The sequence below is a fragment of the Delftia sp. BGA-UO-ETr-SB1 genome, from assembly GCF_059567865.1.
In genome coordinates this window covers 359,747-376,439 of the sequence record NZ_JCAQOW010000005.1, presented here as the reverse complement: position 1 = coordinate 376,439, position 16,693 = coordinate 359,747, and the positions used below count along the sequence as shown (strand labels likewise).

General features: G+C 67.3%; 18 protein-coding genes and 1 tRNA gene. 9 read left to right on the top strand and 10 right to left on the bottom strand.

The genetic code is table 11. From position 1 onward, the window contains the following. Positions 1 to 33: 33 nt before the first annotated feature. Complete coding sequence (locus AC57B5_RS11815) at positions 34 to 969, bottom strand: LysR family transcriptional regulator (protein ID WP_063326895.1); 936 nt, start codon at positions 967 to 969, stop codon at positions 34 to 36. 123 nt (positions 970 to 1,092) lie between these two features. Here AC57B5_RS11815 and AC57B5_RS11810 point away from each other — a divergent pair, with 123 nt between their 5' ends. From AC57B5_RS11810 to AC57B5_RS11800, 3 genes are all read left to right on the top strand, one after another. Next, entirely contained in the window at positions 1,093 to 1,746 is a 654-nt protein-coding gene (locus AC57B5_RS11810; RefSeq protein WP_012204122.1) for an NAD(P)-dependent oxidoreductase, read from the top strand. A 79-nt stretch (positions 1,747 to 1,825) separates the two neighbouring features. Continuing rightward, on the top strand, positions 1,826 to 2,215 hold the full coding sequence (locus AC57B5_RS11805) for a VOC family protein (protein ID WP_012204123.1): 390 nt from the start codon (positions 1,826 to 1,828) through the stop codon (positions 2,213 to 2,215). Between the two features lie 100 nt (positions 2,216 to 2,315). Beyond that, positions 2,316 to 3,539, top strand: coding sequence for a sugar transporter (locus AC57B5_RS11800; RefSeq protein WP_012204124.1), 1,224 nt, complete (start codon positions 2,316 to 2,318; stop codon positions 3,537 to 3,539). 6 nt (positions 3,540 to 3,545) lie between these two features. On the opposite strand, the gene AC57B5_RS11795 is transcribed toward AC57B5_RS11800, so the two are convergent. Beyond that, positions 3,546 to 4,781, bottom strand: a complete 1,236-nt coding sequence (locus AC57B5_RS11795) for a cyanate transporter (RefSeq protein WP_496400109.1) — start codon at positions 4,779 to 4,781, stop codon at positions 3,546 to 3,548. Between the two features lie 4 nt (positions 4,782 to 4,785). Next, a complete protein-coding gene (locus AC57B5_RS11790; protein ID WP_043824076.1) occupies positions 4,786 to 5,247 on the bottom strand; it encodes a nucleoside deaminase in 462 nt (153 codons plus the stop codon). A gap of 117 nt (positions 5,248 to 5,364) precedes the next feature. On the opposite strand from AC57B5_RS11790, the gene AC57B5_RS11785 reads away from it, so the two are divergent. Then, positions 5,365 to 6,243: a LysR family transcriptional regulator gene (locus tag AC57B5_RS11785; RefSeq protein ID WP_496399590.1), complete on the top strand. Its 879-nt coding sequence runs from the start codon at positions 5,365 to 5,367 to the stop codon at positions 6,241 to 6,243. Between the two features lie 46 nt (positions 6,244 to 6,289). On the opposite strand, the gene AC57B5_RS11780 is transcribed toward AC57B5_RS11785, so the two are convergent. The 3 genes from AC57B5_RS11780 to AC57B5_RS11770 all read right to left on the bottom strand — a co-directional run bounded on the left by AC57B5_RS11780 (position 6,290) and on the right by AC57B5_RS11770 (position 10,046). Next, positions 6,290 to 7,264, bottom strand: a complete 975-nt coding sequence (locus AC57B5_RS11780) for a tripartite tricarboxylate transporter substrate binding protein BugE (RefSeq protein ID WP_012204128.1) — start codon at positions 7,262 to 7,264, stop codon at positions 6,290 to 6,292. Positions 7,265 to 7,401: 137 nt separating this feature from the next. Beyond that, a complete protein-coding gene (locus AC57B5_RS11775; RefSeq protein WP_198818593.1) occupies positions 7,402 to 8,649 on the bottom strand; it encodes a CaiB/BaiF CoA transferase family protein in 1,248 nt (415 codons plus the stop codon). Positions 8,650 to 8,849: 200 nt separating this feature from the next. Then, positions 8,850 to 10,046, bottom strand: coding sequence for an acyl-CoA dehydrogenase (locus AC57B5_RS11770; RefSeq protein ID WP_013803645.1), 1,197 nt, complete (start codon positions 10,044 to 10,046; stop codon positions 8,850 to 8,852). A 229-nt stretch (positions 10,047 to 10,275) separates the two neighbouring features. Between AC57B5_RS11770 and AC57B5_RS11765 the strand changes: the two genes are divergently transcribed. Continuing rightward, the gene (locus AC57B5_RS11765; protein WP_496399589.1) at positions 10,276 to 11,223 is read left to right on the top strand and encodes a LysR substrate-binding domain-containing protein; all 948 of its coding nucleotides are present in this window, start codon (positions 10,276 to 10,278) and stop codon (positions 11,221 to 11,223) included. Between the two features lie 120 nt (positions 11,224 to 11,343). Here the strand turns inward: AC57B5_RS11765 and AC57B5_RS11760 are convergent, their stop codons facing one another. Continuing rightward, entirely contained in the window at positions 11,344 to 12,090 is a 747-nt protein-coding gene (locus tag AC57B5_RS11760) for an LrgB family protein (protein WP_492804671.1), read from the bottom strand. Continuing rightward, complete coding sequence (locus AC57B5_RS11755) at positions 12,087 to 12,464, bottom strand: CidA/LrgA family protein (RefSeq protein WP_016448957.1); 378 nt, start codon at positions 12,462 to 12,464, stop codon at positions 12,087 to 12,089. The genes AC57B5_RS11760 and AC57B5_RS11755 overlap by 4 nt, the downstream gene beginning before the upstream one ends. A gap of 255 nt (positions 12,465 to 12,719) precedes the next feature. Between AC57B5_RS11755 and AC57B5_RS11750 the strand changes: the two genes are divergently transcribed. Further along, positions 12,720 to 12,941: a hypothetical protein gene (locus AC57B5_RS11750; RefSeq protein WP_012204134.1), complete on the top strand. Its 222-nt coding sequence runs from the start codon at positions 12,720 to 12,722 to the stop codon at positions 12,939 to 12,941. A gap of 644 nt (positions 12,942 to 13,585) precedes the next feature. Here AC57B5_RS11750 and AC57B5_RS11745 read toward each other — a convergent pair. Then, positions 13,586 to 13,670, bottom strand: a tRNA-Leu gene (locus AC57B5_RS11745). A gap of 39 nt (positions 13,671 to 13,709) precedes the next feature. On the opposite strand from AC57B5_RS11745, the gene cysM reads away from it, so the two are divergent. From cysM to AC57B5_RS11730, 3 genes are all read left to right on the top strand, one after another. Continuing rightward, entirely contained in the window at positions 13,710 to 14,615 is a 906-nt protein-coding gene (gene cysM / locus AC57B5_RS11740) for a cysteine synthase CysM (RefSeq protein WP_017407070.1), read from the top strand. Between the two features lie 77 nt (positions 14,616 to 14,692). Next, positions 14,693 to 15,295 (top strand): NUDIX hydrolase, encoded by a 603-nt coding sequence (locus tag AC57B5_RS11735; protein WP_013803642.1) that lies wholly within the window; start codon positions 14,693 to 14,695, stop codon positions 15,293 to 15,295. A gap of 26 nt (positions 15,296 to 15,321) precedes the next feature. After that, entirely contained in the window at positions 15,322 to 15,549 is a 228-nt protein-coding gene (locus tag AC57B5_RS11730) for a sulfurtransferase TusA family protein (RefSeq protein WP_012204137.1), read from the top strand. 85 nt (positions 15,550 to 15,634) lie between these two features. Here the strand turns inward: AC57B5_RS11730 and galU are convergent, their stop codons facing one another. Then, entirely contained in the window at positions 15,635 to 16,522 is an 888-nt protein-coding gene (gene galU, locus AC57B5_RS11725) for a UTP--glucose-1-phosphate uridylyltransferase GalU (protein ID WP_496399588.1), read from the bottom strand. Positions 16,523 to 16,693 lie beyond the last annotated feature (171 nt).

The following is a 16,693-nucleotide window of genomic DNA, read 5'->3' as shown; positions in this document are numbered from 1 at the left end:
TGCGGGCTTTTTTTCGTGCGCTGTCCATGATCCTCAGGCCGGGGCCGGCGCATCGACCACGCCCGGCAACCGGGCCAGATAGGCCTGCAAGGCAGCGATGGCCTGGCGCACCTTGGCGGGCTGGGCCTGGCGCTGCGGGGTGACGGCCCAGATGTCGAGGCCGCCGAAGTCCCAGTCGGGCAGCAGGCGCACCAGGCGGCCTTCGGCCACCGTGTCGGCCACGTCCATGCTGCCCAGCAGGGCCAGGCCAAGGCCCGCCTCGCACATCTGCTGGATGGACAGCTGGTTGTTGCTGGCCACATGCGGCAGCACCTGCAGGCTGTAGGTCTCGCCCGTGTCAGGGTGGCGCGCCTCGGCACGCAGGGCCTGGCCCTGGCCCTCGCGCGCCAGGCCCAGCCAGCGCATGCTGGCCAGCGGTGCCGGGTGGCGCCAGGCCGCGCCGCCCCCCTGGGCCTGTATCCATGCGGGCGAGGCGCACAGCCAATTGCGCATGGCGCCCAGGCGCCGGGCGGCCCAGCCGGAATCGGCCAGCCGGCCGAAGCGCAAGGCCAGGTCGATGCGGCTTTGTATGAGGTCGATGGGCGCGTCGTCCACATCCAGGTGCAGGCGCAGTGCGGGGTGCCGGGCCAGCCAGTGGCCCAGGGCCGGCGCGATGTGGCGGGCAAAGCCCACGGTGGCTGACAGGCGCAGCTCGCCGCCGGGCTCGTCGCGCGCGGCCGCCAGCTCGGCCCGCGCCTGGCTGGCGGCCTGGGCCATGGCGGCGCACTGCTGGTAGTAGCGCTCGCCCGTGTCGGTCAGCGCGATCTGCCGGGTGGAGCGGTGCAGCAGGGTGACGCCGCCATCGCGTTCGAGCTGGCGCACCTGCTGGCTCACGGCCGAGGGGCTCATGCCCAGGGCACGCGCGGCGGCGCTCATGGAGCCGTGCTGCACCACGGCGGCGAAAACGGCCATGCGTTTGTAGTCATCCATGGGCTGTATTGTGAAGCTGCACTTCAAGGTCTTGGTAAAAATTGCCGTCTACCGCATGCATTGTGAACGGCGTAATCTCAATGCCATCGTGAACAGGCGCCCTGGCGCCATAAAGGACCGAAGATGAAAGTGGCATTGATTGGCGCAACCGGCTTTGTGGGTTCGGCGGTATTGAAGGAGCTGCTGCAGCGCGGCCATGAGGTCGTGGCCCTGGTGCGCGACCCCGCCAAGCTGGCGGCCCAGCCGCGGCTGCAGGCCGTGCAGGCCGATGTACTGGACGCCGCCGCCGTGCAGCGCGCCGTGGCGGGCGCGGACGCCGTGGTCAGCGCCTACAACGCGGGCTGGGGCAATCCCGACATCTATGAGGATTTCATGCGCGGCTCGCGCGCCATCGTGGCGGGCACCAAGGCGGCCGGCATCAAGCGCTACCTGGTGGTCGGCGGCGCAGGCAGCCTCTACATCGCACCCGGCAAGCAACTGGTGGACACGCCCGAGTTCCCGGCGGCCATCAAGCCTGGCGCCTCGGCTGCCCGCGATGCCCTCAACGATCTGCAAAAGGAGCAGGGCCTGGACTGGACGATGCTGAGCCCGCCCATTGCCCTGCATCTGGGCGACCATGGCGAACGCACAGGCCAATACCGCACGGGCAAGGATGAGCCGCTGATGCAGGCCGATGGCCAGCCCGGCACGATTTCGGCAGCGGACCTGGCCGTGGCCCTGGTCGACGCGCTGGACAAGGGCCTGCACCTGCGCCAGCGTTTCACCGTCGCTTACTGAACACCTGCGCCAGTCCACTGGTGCCGCAGCGGTCTCCATGGCATGCTGGTGTCCGTCATGAACAGGCAGGAGCACAGCCATGATCGACCACACGGGAATCCTCGTATCGGACTTCGAGCGCAGCAAGGATTTCTATGCACGCGCCCTGGCGCCGCTGGGCTATGAAATCCTCATGGAGCTTTCTGCCGAAGTCACGGGCCATACGGACACTGCGGGCTTCGGCGAGCCGCCCAAGCCCGATTTCTGGATCAGCGGGGGCACGCCCAATCAGCCTCCCATCCATGTGGCCTTCCGCGTGGACAACCGTCACATGGTTGACGACTTCCATGCGGCGGCCCTGGCGGCAGGCGGGCGCTGCAACGGCGAGCCCGGCCTGCGACCGCACTACCATGACGACTATTACGCAGCATTTGTGCTCGACCCCGACGGCCACAACATCGAGGCCGTCTGCCACCTGCCGCCGGCCTAAGTCCCCCTGGCGGCACTGGGGCCTGCGCGGCAGCTGACATCAGGCGGTCGCATGGCGCAGCACAATATTGCGCTGCAACAAAAAAGGCCCCACGTTCCCCATGCCCCCTTCCGTCTCCGCTGCGGCCGGCTCCGTTTCCGCGTCATCCACACCCACGGCCGCCCAGGCCTGGCTCAGCGTGATCGCGCTGGCGCTGGGCGCCTTCGTCTTCAATACCACCGAGTTCGTGCCCGTGGGCCTGCTCAGCAGCATTGGCGCGAGCTTTGGCATGCCCACCGAGCAGGTCGGGCTGATGCTGACCATCTATGCCTGGATCGTGGCCCTGGCCTCGCTGCCCTTCATGCTGCTCACGCGCAATGTGGAGCGGCGCAAGCTGCTGATGGGCGTGTTCGCGCTGTTCGTGGCCAGCCATGTGCTGTCGGGCGTGGCCTGGAGCTTTGCCTCGCTCATGGTCAGCCGCATCGGCATTGCGCTGTCGCATGCGGTGTTCTGGTCCATCACCGCCTCGCTGGCCGTGCGCGTGGCGCCGCCCGGCAGGAAGGCCGTGGCGCTGAGCCTGCTGGCCACCGGCACCTCCATGGCCATGGTGCTGGGCATTCCGCTGGGCCGCATCGTGGGCGAATGGCTGGGCTGGCGCACGACGTTCCTGGCCGTGGGCGGGGTGGCCGCCATTGTCATGGTGGCCCTGGCCCGGCTGCTGCCGCGCCTGCCCAGCGAGAACGCGGGCAACCTGGCCAGCGTGCCCATGCTGCTGCGCCGCCCGGCGCTGCTGTCCATCTACATCCTGCTGGTGGTCGTGATCACCGGGCAGTTCACGGCCTACAGCTATATCGAGCCCTTCGTGCAGGACATCGCGGGCTTCGAGGGCAAGGTGACCACGGCCGTGCTGCTGCTGTACGGCGGCATGGGCATCGTGGGCAGCGTGATGTTCAGCTGGTGGGGGCTGCGCCATCCGCGCGGCTTTCTGCTGGCCGCCATTGGCGTGCTGTCGGCCAGCCTGCTGATGCTGGTGCCGGCCTCGGGCCATGAGGCATCGCTCTACGTGATGAGCTCGGTCTGGGGTGTCGCCATGATCTGCTTCGCCCTGGCCATGCAGTCCCAGGTGCTCAAGCTGGCGGCCGACGCCACCGATGTGGGCATGTCCATGTTCTCGGGCATCTTCAACATCGGCATTGGCGGCGGTGCGCTGCTGGGCAGCCAGGTCAGCATGCATGCGGGCATGCAGAACATCGGCTGGATCGGCGGCGGCCTGGTGGCGCTGGGCCTGGCCTGGTGCATCTGGGCCTTCGTGCGCTGGTCGGCCGGCTTCCAGGCCGCGCACTGAAGCGGGTCAGTCGCCGGGTGCCCGCATGGCCTGGGCGTAGCGCTGCGGCGCCAGGCGTGACACCAGTACGCAGACCACGAGCACGGCGGCCATCTGGGCCAGCCAGCCGGCGCCGAATCCGCCCGTGAACTGGTGCAGCCGGGCGATCACATAGGGCGCCAGCGCCGCAATCAGAAAGCCGCCGCCCTGCATCAGTGCGTTGAGCGCACCGGCCTGCGTGGGGTGGGGAAGATGGTCCAGCGCCACCACCATCATCAGCGCGAAGCAGCCACCGAGGCCGATGCCGAGGATGACGATGTTGAGCAGCGGCGCCGCATCAGGCCACCAGGCCAGCGCGGCCAGGCCGATGATCTGGCACAGCAGCGTGAACCCCAGCCACGGCCGCCGGTCGGCATGGCGCGCAGCCAGCACGGGCAGTCCCAGCGCGGCGCTGGCCTGGGCCACCGACAGCAGGGCCACCAGGCCGCCGCTTTGCGCGGGGCTCCAGCCGTGCGTCTGGTAGAAAGGTGCAAGCCAGGCCACCATGGCCGCATAGCCGCCATTGATGAGGCCGAAGCAGGCCATCAGCAGCCAGGTGCGCGGGCGCCGGCGCAGCCAGCCGGTGTCTTGCGAGGCATGGGTCGCCATGGGCGCCGGACCCGGCAATGTGCTCAGCGCATGCCGCGCCAACACCAAGGCCAGCAGGGCGGGCGCAGTCCAGAGCGCCAGCGCAAAGCGCCAGTCCAGTCCCCATTGCACGGCCAGCGGCGAAATCTGGGCACCGAGCGCCCCTCCGCCCATGAGCGCGGCCGAGTACAGCCCCATCATCTGGGCCATGCGTGCGGGCGACTGGCGCTTGATCAGGCCCGGCAGCACGCCTTGCACCAGGGCCACACCAGCGCCGCACAGCGCGGACGTGGCCAGCAGGGTGGCCGCACTGGAGCCCGCCACGCGCAGCGCGCAGCCCAGCGCAATCACCGCCAAGGACCCGACCACGGCGCGGCGCGGACCCAGGCGCCGCAGTGCGGCCGGGGCCAGCCAGGCGCCCACACCCATCAACGCCATGGGCAGCAGCGTCAGCCAGGACAGCGTGGACAGATCCATGCCGGTGGCGGACTGTATCTGCGGGCCCAGCGGGCCGATGGCCGTGAGAAACGGGCGCAGGTTCAGTGTGACCAGGACCACGGTGGCCAGCCACAGCGCCGTTGGAATGGCGTGCGCTGCGGCAGGCGCCTCGGTGCGTGCAGGCGCAATGGACGACATGGCTTCAGGCCCAGGGGGCGTTGCCATACAGCTGGGCCGCCGTGATGCCCGTGTCCAGCCGAACCAGGGGCAGCGGTGGCGGCTGCAGCGGCATGCGCAGCCGCTGGTAGGCGCCTTCGCTGGACAGGCCGTAAGGCTGGGCATCCGCGTTGTCGAAGGCGAAGAAAACCTGCTCGGCCCCGGCCATCACCAGCGCCGCCAGGCACATGGGGCAGGGGTGGCCGCTGGCGTAGATGGTGCAGCCAGCCAGGCTGGGGTTGGCCTGGGCGCGCGTGCCTGCGCGCAGCGCCTGCATTTCGGCATGGGCGCTGGGATCATGGCTTTGCACGATCTCGTTGACGCCCGTGGACAGGATCTGCCCCTCGCGCGCGAGCAGGGCGCCGAAGGGCCGGCCGCCCCGCAGGCGGTTGTCGTGCGCCAGCTGCACGGCATGGCGCAGCAGGCGGATGTGTTCTTGTTCTTGCATGGGGATGGCTGGGCAATCGGGAGCTGAGGCCGCAGTCTAGGACGGGGGCCATCAATTGGAAAATTAAATGATCAAATGCTGGGCAGTGACAAAGCCACTGAAATTTGCCTAAGCCCCATGCAACCCTCTTCCATAGACCCCACCCTGCTGCGCAGCTTCTGCGCCGTGGCCGAAACCGGCAGCTTCACGCGCGCGGCGCAGGGCGTGCATCTGACCCAGTCCACGGTCAGCCAGCAGATCCGCAGGCTGGAGGAGCAAATGGGCTGCACGCTGCTGGACCGCAGCGGGCGCCATGTGGAATGCACGCTGGAAGGAGAGCGCTTGCTGGCCTATGCGCAACGCATCCTGGCCCTCATGGACGAGGCCGTGGAGCAGTTGGCAGGCGCCACCGAGGCCGTGCTGCGCATCGGCGTACCAGAGGACTTTGCCGGCCATGCCTTGATGCCCGCCTTGGGCGCGCTGGCGCGCAGCCAGCCGCAGTTGCGCCTGGAGCTGACCAGCGGGCTGTCGCAGGCGATATGGCAGCAACTGCAGGCCGGCGAGCTGGACATGGCCATCGTCAAGCAGCGCAGCGGCAGCACGCCCGGCATGGCGCGCTGGCCTGAACCGCTGGCCTGGATAGACAGTGCGCGGCATCCCTGCCACGGGATGGATCCCTTGCCCCTGGTGGTATTTCCGCAGGGCGGCCTGTACCGCAGCGAGATGACGCATGCGCTGGATACCGCAGGCCGGCGCTGGCGCCTGGCCTATGTGAGCGCCAGCCTGGCGAGCCTGGACGCCGCCGTGGAGCAGGGACTGGGCATCAGCCTGCTGCCGCGCCGGCTGGTCGGGCCCGGCCACCGCCTGCTCGACGGCATGGCCGGCTTCGCCCCCGTGCCTGATGTGGAAGTGGCACTGCATGTGCGCGCCCAGTTGTCGGCGCCGGGCCGGCGTCTGGCTGAGCGCCTGTGCGAGGTGTGCGAGGCGTTGCTGTCGCCTGCCGCTGGCGAAGCCTGAAAAAATCCCCGCCGTGGCGGGGATGGTCGGTGGGTGACGCGCAGGCTCAATCCATCGTCAGGTTCTGCTTTTGCACCACGTCCTTGTAGACCGCCAGTTCGGCCTTGATCTCTTCAAAGAAATGCTCGGGCGTGTCGGCCACGATCAGCGAGCCGGTTTCCTCGATGCGCTTCTTGATGGCCGGGTCCTGCAGCACCTTGCGCGTGGCGGCGTTGACCTTGTCCACGATGTCGCGCGGCAGGTTCTTGGGGCCTACGATGCCGTAGTAGGCCATGCGGTTGACGGGGGCCAGGCCCACTTCCTTGAAGGTGGGCACATCGGGCAGGGCGGCCAGGCGCTGGGGCGCGGCCACCACGATGGGCACCAGGCGCTTTTCCTTGACGAAGCCCAGGGCCGAGGGCAGGTTGTCGAAGATCAGCGGAACCTGGCCGGCCACGGCGTCGTTCAGCGCGGGGCCGCTGCCACGGTAGGGCACGTGGGTGATGTCGGTGCCCGTGGACAGCTTGAACATCTCCATCATCAGATGGGTGATGCTGCCGTTGCCGGGCGAGGCGTAGGAGTACTTGCCGGGGTTCTTCTTCACCTCGGCCAGGAACTCCTGGTAGTTCTTGCCCGCGAACTTGGGGTTGGCCGCAATGATGTTGGGCGTGGCCGCGATGTTCACGATGGGCGTGAAGTCGGTCAGCACGTTGTACGGGATCTTGGGGTTGATCGCCGGGTTGGTGGCCGTGGTGGACACGGTGGCGATGCCCAGGCTGTAGCCATCGGGCTGGGAGCGCGCCGTCTCGGCCGCGCCGATGCTGCCGCCGCCGCCGCCCTTGTTCTCGACCACCACGGGCTGGCCCAGGGCACGGCCCAGCGGCTCGGCCACGATGCGCGCGATCAGGTCGGTGGTGCCGCCGGCCGCGAAGGGCACGAGCAGCTTGATGGGCTTGGTGGGGTAGCCCTGGGCATGGGCTGCGCCCGAAAGCGCGAGGGCGCCGAGGATGCCGGCGAGCGCGATGCGGGAGGTGTGAGTCATGGTGTTGTCTCCTTGAATGGATGTTGTGGACGTTTGTTGTGAGGCACCGACGGGTGGGAGGGCGTGATTCTTTAGGACATTCGTATGGCGGTGCTTGGGCTGAGAAATGTGGAGGCGGTGTTGCGCGGCGCTGGCGATCAGACCACGCCGCGCGAGCGCAGCGCCTGGATGGCCATGGGCGCAATGCCCAGCTCGCCCAGCACTTCATCGGTGTGCTGGCCCAGGGAGGGCGGTGCGCTGCGCAGCACGGGCGGGGTATCGCTCAGCCGCATGGGGCTGGCCACGCCGGCGATGCGCGAGATGCCGTCGCCGGCCTCGCGCGGCAGCTCGACGCGTATGCCGCGTGCGCGCACCTGCGGGTCGTCGAATGCCTGGGCGATGGTGTTGATGGGGCCGCAGGGCACGGCCTTGTCTTCCAGCAGCGCAATCCATTCGGCCGTGCCGCGTGTCTTCATGAGGGGCACCATCCGCTCCAGCAGCGCCTGGCGATTGCGCACGCGCGCGGTGTTGGTGGCAAAGCGCTCGTCCTGCGCCCAGCCGGCTTCGCCGACGGCGGCGCAAAAGCGCGCGAACTGCCCGTCATTGCCAATGGCCAGCAGCACGTTGCCGTTGGCCGTGGCGAAGTCCTGGTAGGGCGCCAGGCTGGGGTGGATGTTGCCGGCGCGGCCCGGCGATTCGCCCGTGGCCAGAAAGCCGGCGGCCTGGTTGGCCAGCACGGCCATGCCCACGTCGAGCAGGGCCATGTCGATGTGCTGGCCCCGGCCCGAGGCCTGGCGCGCATGCAGCGCGGCCAGGATGGCATTGCTGGCATACAGGCCCGTGAAGACGTCGATCACGGCCACGCCCACCTTGAGAGGGCCGCCTCCGGGCGCCTCGTCGGCATGGCCGGTGATGCTCATCAGCCCGCACATGGCCTGCACCATGAGGTCGTAGCCCGCGCGCTCGGCATACGGGCCGGTCTGGCCGAAACCCGTGACCGAGCAATAGATCAGGCGCGGGTTGAGCGCCTTGAGGCTTTCGTAGTCCAGCCCGTACTGCGCCAGGCCACCGACCTTGAAGTTCTCCACCAGCACATCGGCCCCGGCCGCCATCTGGCGAATCAGCTGCTGCCCATCAGGGGTGGACATGTCGATGGTGACCGAGCGCTTGTTGCGGTTGCAGGCCGTGAAATAACTGGCCTCCTGCGTGGCCTGCCCATCGTCGCGCGGCAGGAACGGAGGCCCCCAGTGGCGCGTGTCATCGCCGGCCACGGGCCGCTCGACCTTGATCACATCGGCACCCAGGTCGGCCAGTGTCTGCGTGCACCAGGGCCCGGCCAGCACGCGGGAAAGATCAAGCACCTTGATGCCGGCCAATGCGGCCGGCGCGGGGGATGTGGAGGACATGAGAGGGAAGAAATATGAGCGCGCCCGATGCCGCTGGTAGTTCAGCTCAGGGCTTGAGCTTCCATCACCCATAGCGTGTGACACGGGCGTGGAACAGGCCAGGGACGCCGAGCAAGAGCCGCCTCGCGGCGAGGGCGTCGTCCCCCTCCCTTGCGGAGCAAGTAGAGAGGGGGAAGCCGCGCAGCGGCTCAGGGGGAGCTTCAGTTCGAAAACGCTGCGATGCCGGTCTGGGCGCGGCCCAGGATCAGCGCATGCACATCGTGCGTGCCTTCGTAGGTGTTGACCACTTCCAGGTTGACCAGGTGGCGGGCCACGCCGAACTCGTCGCTGATGCCGTTGCCACCCATCATGTCGCGCGCCATGCGGGCAATGTCCAGCGACTTGCCGCAGTTGTTGCGCTTGATCAGCGAGGTGATCTCGATCACGTTCTGGTGCTCGTCCTTCATGCGGCCCACGCGCAGCGCAGCCTGCAGGCCCAGGGTGATCTCGGTCTGCATGTCGGCCAGCTTCTTCTGGATCAGCTGGTTGGCAGCCAGGGGGCGGCCGAACTGCTTGCGGTCCAGCGTGTACTGGCGCGCCGTGTGCCAGCAGAACTCGGCTGCGCCCAGGGCGCCCCAGGCGATGCCGAAGCGTGCGCTGTTCAGGCAGGTGAAGGGGCCCTTGAGGCCGCGCACCTCGGGGAAGGCGTTTTCCTCGGGAACGAAGACGTCGTCCATCACGATCTCGCCCGTGATGGAGGCGCGCAGGCCCACCTTGCCGTGGATGGCCGGGGCCGACAGGCCCTTCATGCCCTTGTCCAGGATGAAGCCGCGGATCTCGCCCACATGGCCGTCCTCGGTCACTTCCTTGGCCCAGACCACGAACACGTCGGCCACGGGGCTGTTGGTGATCCACATCTTGTTGCCCTTGAGACGGTAGCCGCCGTCCACCTTGTAGGCCCGGCTGGACATGCTGCCGGGGTCGGAGCCGTGGTCGGGTTCGGTCAGGCCGAAGCAGCCGATGAACTCGCCGCTGGCCAGCTTGGGCAGGTACCTGTTCTTCTGGTCTTCGGTACCGAATTCATTGATGGGCACCATCACCAGCGAGCTTTGCACGCTGGCCATGGAGCGGTAGCCCGAGTCCACGCGCTCGATCTCGCGCGCCACCAGGCCGTAGCTGACGTAGTTCAGGCCCGCGCCGCCGTACTGCGTGGGGATGGTGGGGCCCAGCAGGCCCAGCTCGCCCATCTCGCGGAAGATGCTCACGTCGGACTTTTCGTGGCGGAACATTTCCAGCACGCGGGGGGCCAGCTTCTCCTGGCAGTAGGCATGGGCCGCGTCGCGGATCATGCGCTCGTCTTCGCTCAGTTGCTGGTCGAGCTGGAAGGGGTCATCCCATTGGAAGCTGTTGCGGGCCATGGCGTGGTTTCTCCAAAAAACAAAGAGGTCAAGGGCGGGTCGCTGCCATATGCCAAAGCCGGGCAGGCTGTGGCCATGGGGCGTTGTTGCGACGCATCTTAGAAGCGGGCCTGCGCGTTGCGCAAACGATGTTTGTTCATCCATGAATGCGTAAAGCGCATGTATGGATCCCATGTTGCGGGTTATTCCCTATGATGTGTGCCATTGGAGTGCGTTGAATTCATGAGATATGCGTAGAGCCCTGCCATCCACCCAAGCCCTTGCCTGCTTCGAGTCGGCCGCCCGGCACATCAGCTACACGCGTGCGGCGCAGGAACTGTCGCTCACGCAAAGCGCGGTATCGCGCCAGATCATTGCGCTGGAGGAGTTCCTGGGGGTGCAGCTGTTCCGGCGCACGCGCCACGGCGTGCTGCTGACGGAGGCGGGCACGCAGTACGCCCAGCAGGTCTCGCGCTGGCTGCACGGCCTGGAGCGCGACACGCTGGACATCATGGCCCACCAGGGCGAAGGCGGCCCGCTCAACCTGGCTGCCGTGCCCACCTTCGCCACGCGCTGGCTGCTGCCGCGCCTGCCCCAGCTGGCGCGCGAGCATCCCGAGGTCACGGTGCACATCGACGTGCAGACGCGGCCCTTCCTTTTCGCCGATACCGTGTTCGACGCCGCGCTCTATGCAGGCACGCCCGAGCAGGTGGCGCGCTGGCCCGGCGTGCAGGCGCAATGGCTGATGGATGAAGAGGTGGTGCCCGTGTGCAGCCCGCAACTGCTGGCCACGGCGCAGGCGCGCGAGCCGGGCCGCGCCTGGCTGCCCGTGGGGGCAGATATCGTGGCCCGGATGCCGCTGCTGCAGCAAAGCACGCGGCCCTACGGCTGGCAGCAGTGGTTCGATGCCATGGGCGTGGTCGCGCCGCGCGCGCTGGATGGCATGCGGCTGGAGCTGTTCTCCATGCTGGCTGTGGCCGCCAGCCAGGGCCTGGGCGTGGCGCTGATGCCACCCATGCTGATCGAGCAGGAACTGGCCCGCGGCGACCTCATCATTGCCTGCCCCCAGCCACTGCGCGGCAACCGTGCCTACTACCTGGTCACGCCGGCCCTGGCGCCCGATGCGCAGCCCGCGCCCGCCCTGCGCGTGTTCTCTTCATGGCTGCAGCAGCGCGCCAGGGAGCACCGGCCTGCCTGAAAATTAAGCAGGCTTTGGATTGTTCAACGATGACAGTCACTTAACTGACTTATCCTTGCTGCTGGCGGCGCTTGTCCACAGGCTTGTGGGGGTGTCTCTGGGGAAAACCCGCAATCGCGCTCAAAACCAGGGCAGCACGGCCAGGCACAGCGGCATGACCACGGCCGTGGCCACGCCGTTCAGGCCCATGGCCAGGGCCGAGAAGGCGCCCATGGTCGGATTCACCTGCAGCGCGCGTGCCGTGCCGATGGCGTGGGCCGTAAGCCCCAGGGCAAAACCCTGCACGGCCGGGTCATCGCTGCGCACCAGGCGGATCAGCAGCGGCGCCATCATCGTGCCCGCAATGCCGGTGATGGCCACGGCCACGGCCGCCAGCGAGGCCGGCCCGCCAAAGCGCTCGGCCATGGGCAGGGCGATGGGAATGGTGGCCGACTTGGGCGCCAGCGCCACCAGTGTCTGCACCGTCGCTCCCAGGCTCCAGCCGATCAGCAGTGCCGACAGCAACGCCACCACGCAGCCCACGGCCAGCGCCACGCTGATGGGCAGCCACAGCGCGCGGATGCGCTCGCGCTGGGCGTACAGCGGAATTGCCAGCGCGACGGTGGCCGGGCCGACCAGCAGCCCCAGCAGCGAGACGCCGCTGCGGTAGCTGGCATAGGAGGTACCCGTGGCCAGCAGCACGCCCACGATGACGACCACGGCCGTGAACACGGGAATCAGAAGCGGATGGTTGCCGCTTCTGCGGTACAGCGCCATGGCCGCCAGGTAGACGGCCATGGTCAGCACCAGCCAGGGCAGATGGGCGGTGGAGGCGTTGCCGGACAGCGACTGCCAGGCGCTGTGCCAGTGGGTGGTGAGCGCGCTCATGCCTTGTCTCCCTGGCTGGCAGCCGCTTCGCGGGCGCGCTGGCGCTCCAGGCACCAGCGGAAGGTGAAGGCCGTGGCCAGGAAGGTGATGGCCGCACCGGCCACGCAGGCGATCACGAAGGGCTGCCATTCGCGCGACAGCCGGTCGAACTCCAGCATCACGCCTGCAATGACGGGAATGAACAGCAGCATCATGTTCTGCAGCAGCACGCCGGCGGCCTTCTCCAGCGACTCGGGCAGGCGGCCGTGCAGCAGCAGCGCCGCCAGCAGCAGCAGCGTGCCCACGAGCGCGCCCGGAAGCGGCAGCCCCGTGAGCTGGACGATGGCCTCCCCCAGCAACTGGAAGGCGAACAAGGCGGTGATGGCGTACAGCATGAAAACCTGAATTCCTGGGTCAGATGGTGAGGGAGCGGCCAATGGGGCGGGTGCGGCAAGAGCGTGGATCGCCCGTTGTCAGGCCGGGGCCTGGCCCTGGCGCCTGTGGGACGCCGCCGCAAAGCGTGCAATCATCGCCCACAACTCGAAAAAAGGTGCGGCCACCGATTGCGCGGCTCCCGGGCCAAGGCTATGTTTGGGTCCGTGCCCCCTAGAGTCCTGGGGCATGAGACTTTGAATAGCGAAGGAGTAGCGATGGCCGAAACCACATATCACGCACCCGTGTACGAGCCGACGGTGGATGAACTCGAAGTGCTCAAGAAGCTGGAGATGGGCGAGCCCGTGTCGCTGGAAAGCGCGGCGCGCGAGCATCTGTCCAAGAGGCTGCGCGAGCGTGGACTGGTCGAAGTGGACAGCAGCCATCAATGGCACATCACGGCGGCAGGGCGCGCGCAGATCCGCCGCACGGATGCCTGAGGCGAGGTGTGTCAGGCGCCTTCCGAATCGAGGGTTTTCCCTTGGATCTGGAGGTTGCCTGATTTGCAGGCAGCTTAGCCTGCGGCCAGTGAATGCAAGCACTTGGACGCCTCGTTCACTTGCTGTTCACTGATTATCCACAGGGTTGTTCAATGGATCTGTGGAGAAAGAAAGCCACCTCAGGGTGGCTTTTTTCATGGGCTTTTACAGGACCGAACCGTGGGCGCACCGGGCTGGTGCCCGCGCTGGGCAAGGGCTGCATGACGGTGGTGCAAGTGGCGGTTTTCAGAGGGAAAGTGCTGAATTTGACGCAGGGCTGCAGCCCTGCTTGCGGGCTGGGATGGTGCTGCTTCAAGCAGGCTTCAGCATGGGCTAAGGTCCAGGCCTGGCAGGCCTTGAGAGGCGGTTGATGCCAAAGTTGTACACAGGTTGGGCCCTGTGCGGCGAAAAGCGCGCAGGCGTCATCCCGCCCAAGGCATGAGGACGCAGGATCGGTGCAGGCTGGAAGGCCTTGAAATGCAGTGCAGCCGTTGAACACGGCTGGATGCAAAGGGGCTTGAGGTTTGTGCGGACGCTGTGAAGACAGCGGCCGGAAAAGAAATAGCCGAAAAAGCAGGGGACTGCTTTTTCGGCTACGTAATCTCTGGTGCCCGGGGCCGGAATCGAACCGGCACGCCTTGCGGCGGGGGATTTTGAGTCCCCTGCGTCTACCAATTTCACCACCCGGGCTACTTAGCGCAGGGGCGAATTATGGCACAGTGTGAGGCTATGAAAATTTATCCGACCATCGAAGACGCCATCGGCCGCACGCCCCTGGTGGCATTGCAGCGCATCGGTGCGCAGTCTCGCCAGGAACGTGGCAACGTGGTGCTGGGCAAGCTGGAAGGCAACAACCCGGCCGGTTCGGTCAAGGACAGGCCGGCCCTGTCGATGATCCGCCGCGCCGAAGAGCGCGGCGACATCAAGCCCGGCGACACGCTGATCGAGGCCACCTCGGGCAATACCGGCATTGCGCTGGCCATGGCCGCCACGATCAAGGGTTACCGGATGGTGCTGATCATGCCCGAGGATTTGTCCATCGAGCGTGCCCAGACGATGAAGGCCTATGGCGCCGAGCTGATCCTCACGCCCAAGAGCGGCGGCATGGAATATGCGCGCGACCTGGCCGACCAGATGGTGGCCCAGGGCAAGGGCGTGGTGCTCGACCAGTTCGGCAACCCCGACAACCCGCGTATCCACTACGAGACCACCGGCCCCGAGCTGTGGGAGCAGACCGGCGGCGAGATCACCCATTTCGTGAGCGCCATGGGCACCACGGGCACGATCACCGGCGTGGCGAAGTTCCTCAAGGAAAAGAACCCGGCCATCCGCATCGTGGGCGCCCAGCCGGCCGAGGGCTCGCGCATCCCCGGCATCCGCAAGTGGCCCGAGGAATACATGCCCAAGATCTACGACGCCTCGCTGATCGACGAGACCGTGCTCGTGGGCCAGGACGATGCCGAGGACATGGCGCGCCGCCTGGCGCGCGAGGAAGGTATCTTTGCCGGCATCTCGGCGGCGGGCGCCTGCTGGGTGGCCCAGCAGATTGCCGAGCGCGAGAACAACGCCACCATCGTCTTCGTGGTCTGCGACCGCGGCGACCGCTATCTGTCCACGGGCGTCTTTCCCGCCTGACGCAGCGACAGGCCCGCCTTCCGGCGGGCCTTCCTGTTTGCATAGAGCCAGGACAGCAAAAAACCAGGAACAGCCCCATGCACTATGAAACCCGCTATTGCACGCACTGCGCAACGCCCCTGCAGTGGGTGATCCAGGCCGAGGACGGCGGCGATGTATCGCGCCTGCGCTGCCCCGAGTGCGGCTGGACGCACTGGAACAATCCCACGCCGGTGCTGGCCGCCATCGTGGAGCTGGACGGCAAGGTGCTGCTGGCGCGCAATGCGGCCTGGCCCGAGAAGGTCTTCGGCCTGATCACGGGCTTCATGGAAGCTGGCGAGTCGCCCGAGGAGGGCGTGGCACGCGAGGTGGCGGAGGAAACCGGCCTGCAGGCCGAGTCGCTGGAGCTGATCAGCGTGCATGAGTTCCTGCGCATGAACCAGGTGATCATCGCCTTCCATGTGCGCGCCAGCGGCCAGGTGCGGCTGTCGCCCGAGCTGCTCGAGTACCGCCTGCTGGAGCCTGAGAAGGTGCAGGCCTGGCCTTCGGGCACCGGCATGGCGCTGGCCAAGTGGCTGCGCAGCCGGGGGCATGATCCTGTGATCCGTGACTTCTGGAAGCGTGCCGAGCAGGCCCAGGAGGCTGAAGCGAGTCGCGCCGATCAAGACACTGCTGCCGGCCTCAGCCGCGATGCCGCCTAGAATCCCAGGCTCAAGAGGTGCATCCGATGGAAATTCACAAGGAAATCGACACGCGCGGGCTCAACTGCCCGCTGCCCATTCTCAAGGCCAAGAAGGCGCTGGCCGAACTGGACAGCGGCCAGCTGCTCAAGGTGGTGGCCACTGACACGGGCTCGCTGCGCGACTTCCAGGCCTTTGCCAAGCAGACCGGCAATGAACTGGTGGAGCAGCAGACCGTGGGTGCGGAGTTCATCCATATCCTGCGCCGGCGCTGAGCGGCTGCACGCGGTTCGCTCCAAAGAAAAAGGCCTGCTTTCGCAGGCCTTTTGCATGGGGCAGGGGCGGCTCTGAGGCCGGGCCTCAGATGCTCAGGCCCTGCAGGTATTCGCGGAAGCTCGCGCCCACATCCTCGTGCTGCAGCGCCAGTTCCACCGTGGCCTGCAGAAAGCCTTCCTTGCTGCCGCAGTCGTAGCGCTTGCCCTGGTACTGGAAGGCGTAGACGGCTTCATGGGCCATCAGGCGTTCGATGGCGTCGGTCAGCTGGATCTCGCCGCCCACGCCCTTGGGCTGGTTGCGGATCTCCTCGAAGATGGCCGGTGTCAGCACGTAGCGGCCAGCCACGCCCATGCGCGAGGGGGCCCTCTCGGGCGCGGGCTTTTCCACGATTTTCTCGATGCGCATCAGCGAACCGCCGGCCGGCTCGCCAGCCACGATGCCATAGCGCTTGGTCTGCTCCAGCGGCACTTCCTGCACGGCCAGCAGGGAGCGGCCCTGCTTGTGGAAGGCCGATGTCATCTGCGCCATCACGCCGGGGCCGCCAGGCTCGCCCACCATCAGGTCGTCGGCCAGCAGCACGGCAAAGGGCTCGTTGCCCACCAGTGGCTCGGCGCACAGCACGGCATGGCCCAGGCCCAGGGAGCGCGGCTGGCGTACGAACAGGCAGTTCATGTCGGCCGGGCTGATGCTGCGCACCAGCTCCAGCATGGCCTGCTTGCCGGCGTTCTCCAGCTCGTTTTCCAGCTCGTAGGCGGTGTCGAAATGGTCCTCGATGGCGCGCTTGCTGCGGCCGGTGACGAAGATCATGTCGCGGATGCCGGCCTCGTAGGCCTCTTCCACGGCGTACTGGATCAGCGGCTTGTCCACCACGGGCAGCATCTCCTTGGGAGAGGCCTTGGTGGCGGGCAGAAAGCGCGTGCCGAGCCCGGCAACGGGAAACACGGCTTTGCGGACACGGGTCTGATTACTCATGAAAATCTTGGGATTCAGGTGATGGAAAAAGCGTGCGGCTTTGCGTCTTCTTCGCTAAGTGTCTCAGCTTTCATTGTGCGACTTGATGCCCTCGGACGATGAAACTGGCGCAGCCCAAGATCAGGGACACCGAGGAAGGGCCGCCCCGCGCCGAGGGTGTCGTCCTCCTCC

Bases quoted from the DNA above. Each gene is read 5' to 3' on its own strand.
- AC57B5_RS11815 (WP_063326895.1), bottom strand. From the start codon at position 969: ATGGATGACTACAAACGCATGGCCGTTTTCGCCGCCGTGGTGCAGCAC.
- AC57B5_RS11810 (WP_012204122.1), top strand. From the start codon at position 1,093: ATGAAAGTGGCATTGATTGGCGCAACCGGCTTTGTGGGTTCGGCGGTA.
- AC57B5_RS11805 (WP_012204123.1), top strand. From the start codon at position 1,826: ATGATCGACCACACGGGAATCCTCGTATCGGACTTCGAGCGCAGCAAG.
- AC57B5_RS11800 (WP_012204124.1), top strand. From the start codon at position 2,316: ATGCCCCCTTCCGTCTCCGCTGCGGCCGGCTCCGTTTCCGCGTCATCC.
- AC57B5_RS11795 (WP_496400109.1), bottom strand. From the start codon at position 4,781: ATGTCGTCCATTGCGCCTGCACGCACCGAGGCGCCTGCCGCAGCGCAC.
- AC57B5_RS11790 (WP_043824076.1), bottom strand. From the start codon at position 5,247: ATGCAAGAACAAGAACACATCCGCCTGCTGCGCCATGCCGTGCAGCTG.
- AC57B5_RS11785 (WP_496399590.1), top strand. From the start codon at position 5,365: ATGCAACCCTCTTCCATAGACCCCACCCTGCTGCGCAGCTTCTGCGCC.
- AC57B5_RS11780 (WP_012204128.1), bottom strand. From the start codon at position 7,264: ATGACTCACACCTCCCGCATCGCGCTCGCCGGCATCCTCGGCGCCCTC.
- AC57B5_RS11775 (WP_198818593.1), bottom strand. From the start codon at position 8,649: ATGTCCTCCACATCCCCCGCGCCGGCCGCATTGGCCGGCATCAAGGTG.
- AC57B5_RS11770 (WP_013803645.1), bottom strand. From the start codon at position 10,046: ATGGCCCGCAACAGCTTCCAATGGGATGACCCCTTCCAGCTCGACCAG.
- AC57B5_RS11765 (WP_496399589.1), top strand. From the start codon at position 10,276: ATGCGTAGAGCCCTGCCATCCACCCAAGCCCTTGCCTGCTTCGAGTCG.
- AC57B5_RS11760 (WP_492804671.1), bottom strand. From the start codon at position 12,090: ATGAGCGCGCTCACCACCCACTGGCACAGCGCCTGGCAGTCGCTGTCC.
- AC57B5_RS11755 (WP_016448957.1), bottom strand. From the start codon at position 12,464: ATGCTGTACGCCATCACCGCCTTGTTCGCCTTCCAGTTGCTGGGGGAG.
- AC57B5_RS11750 (WP_012204134.1), top strand. From the start codon at position 12,720: ATGGCCGAAACCACATATCACGCACCCGTGTACGAGCCGACGGTGGAT.
- cysM (WP_017407070.1), top strand. From the start codon at position 13,710: ATGAAAATTTATCCGACCATCGAAGACGCCATCGGCCGCACGCCCCTG.
- AC57B5_RS11735 (WP_013803642.1), top strand. From the start codon at position 14,693: ATGCACTATGAAACCCGCTATTGCACGCACTGCGCAACGCCCCTGCAG.
- AC57B5_RS11730 (WP_012204137.1), top strand. From the start codon at position 15,322: ATGGAAATTCACAAGGAAATCGACACGCGCGGGCTCAACTGCCCGCTG.
- galU (WP_496399588.1), bottom strand. From the start codon at position 16,522: ATGAGTAATCAGACCCGTGTCCGCAAAGCCGTGTTTCCCGTTGCCGGG.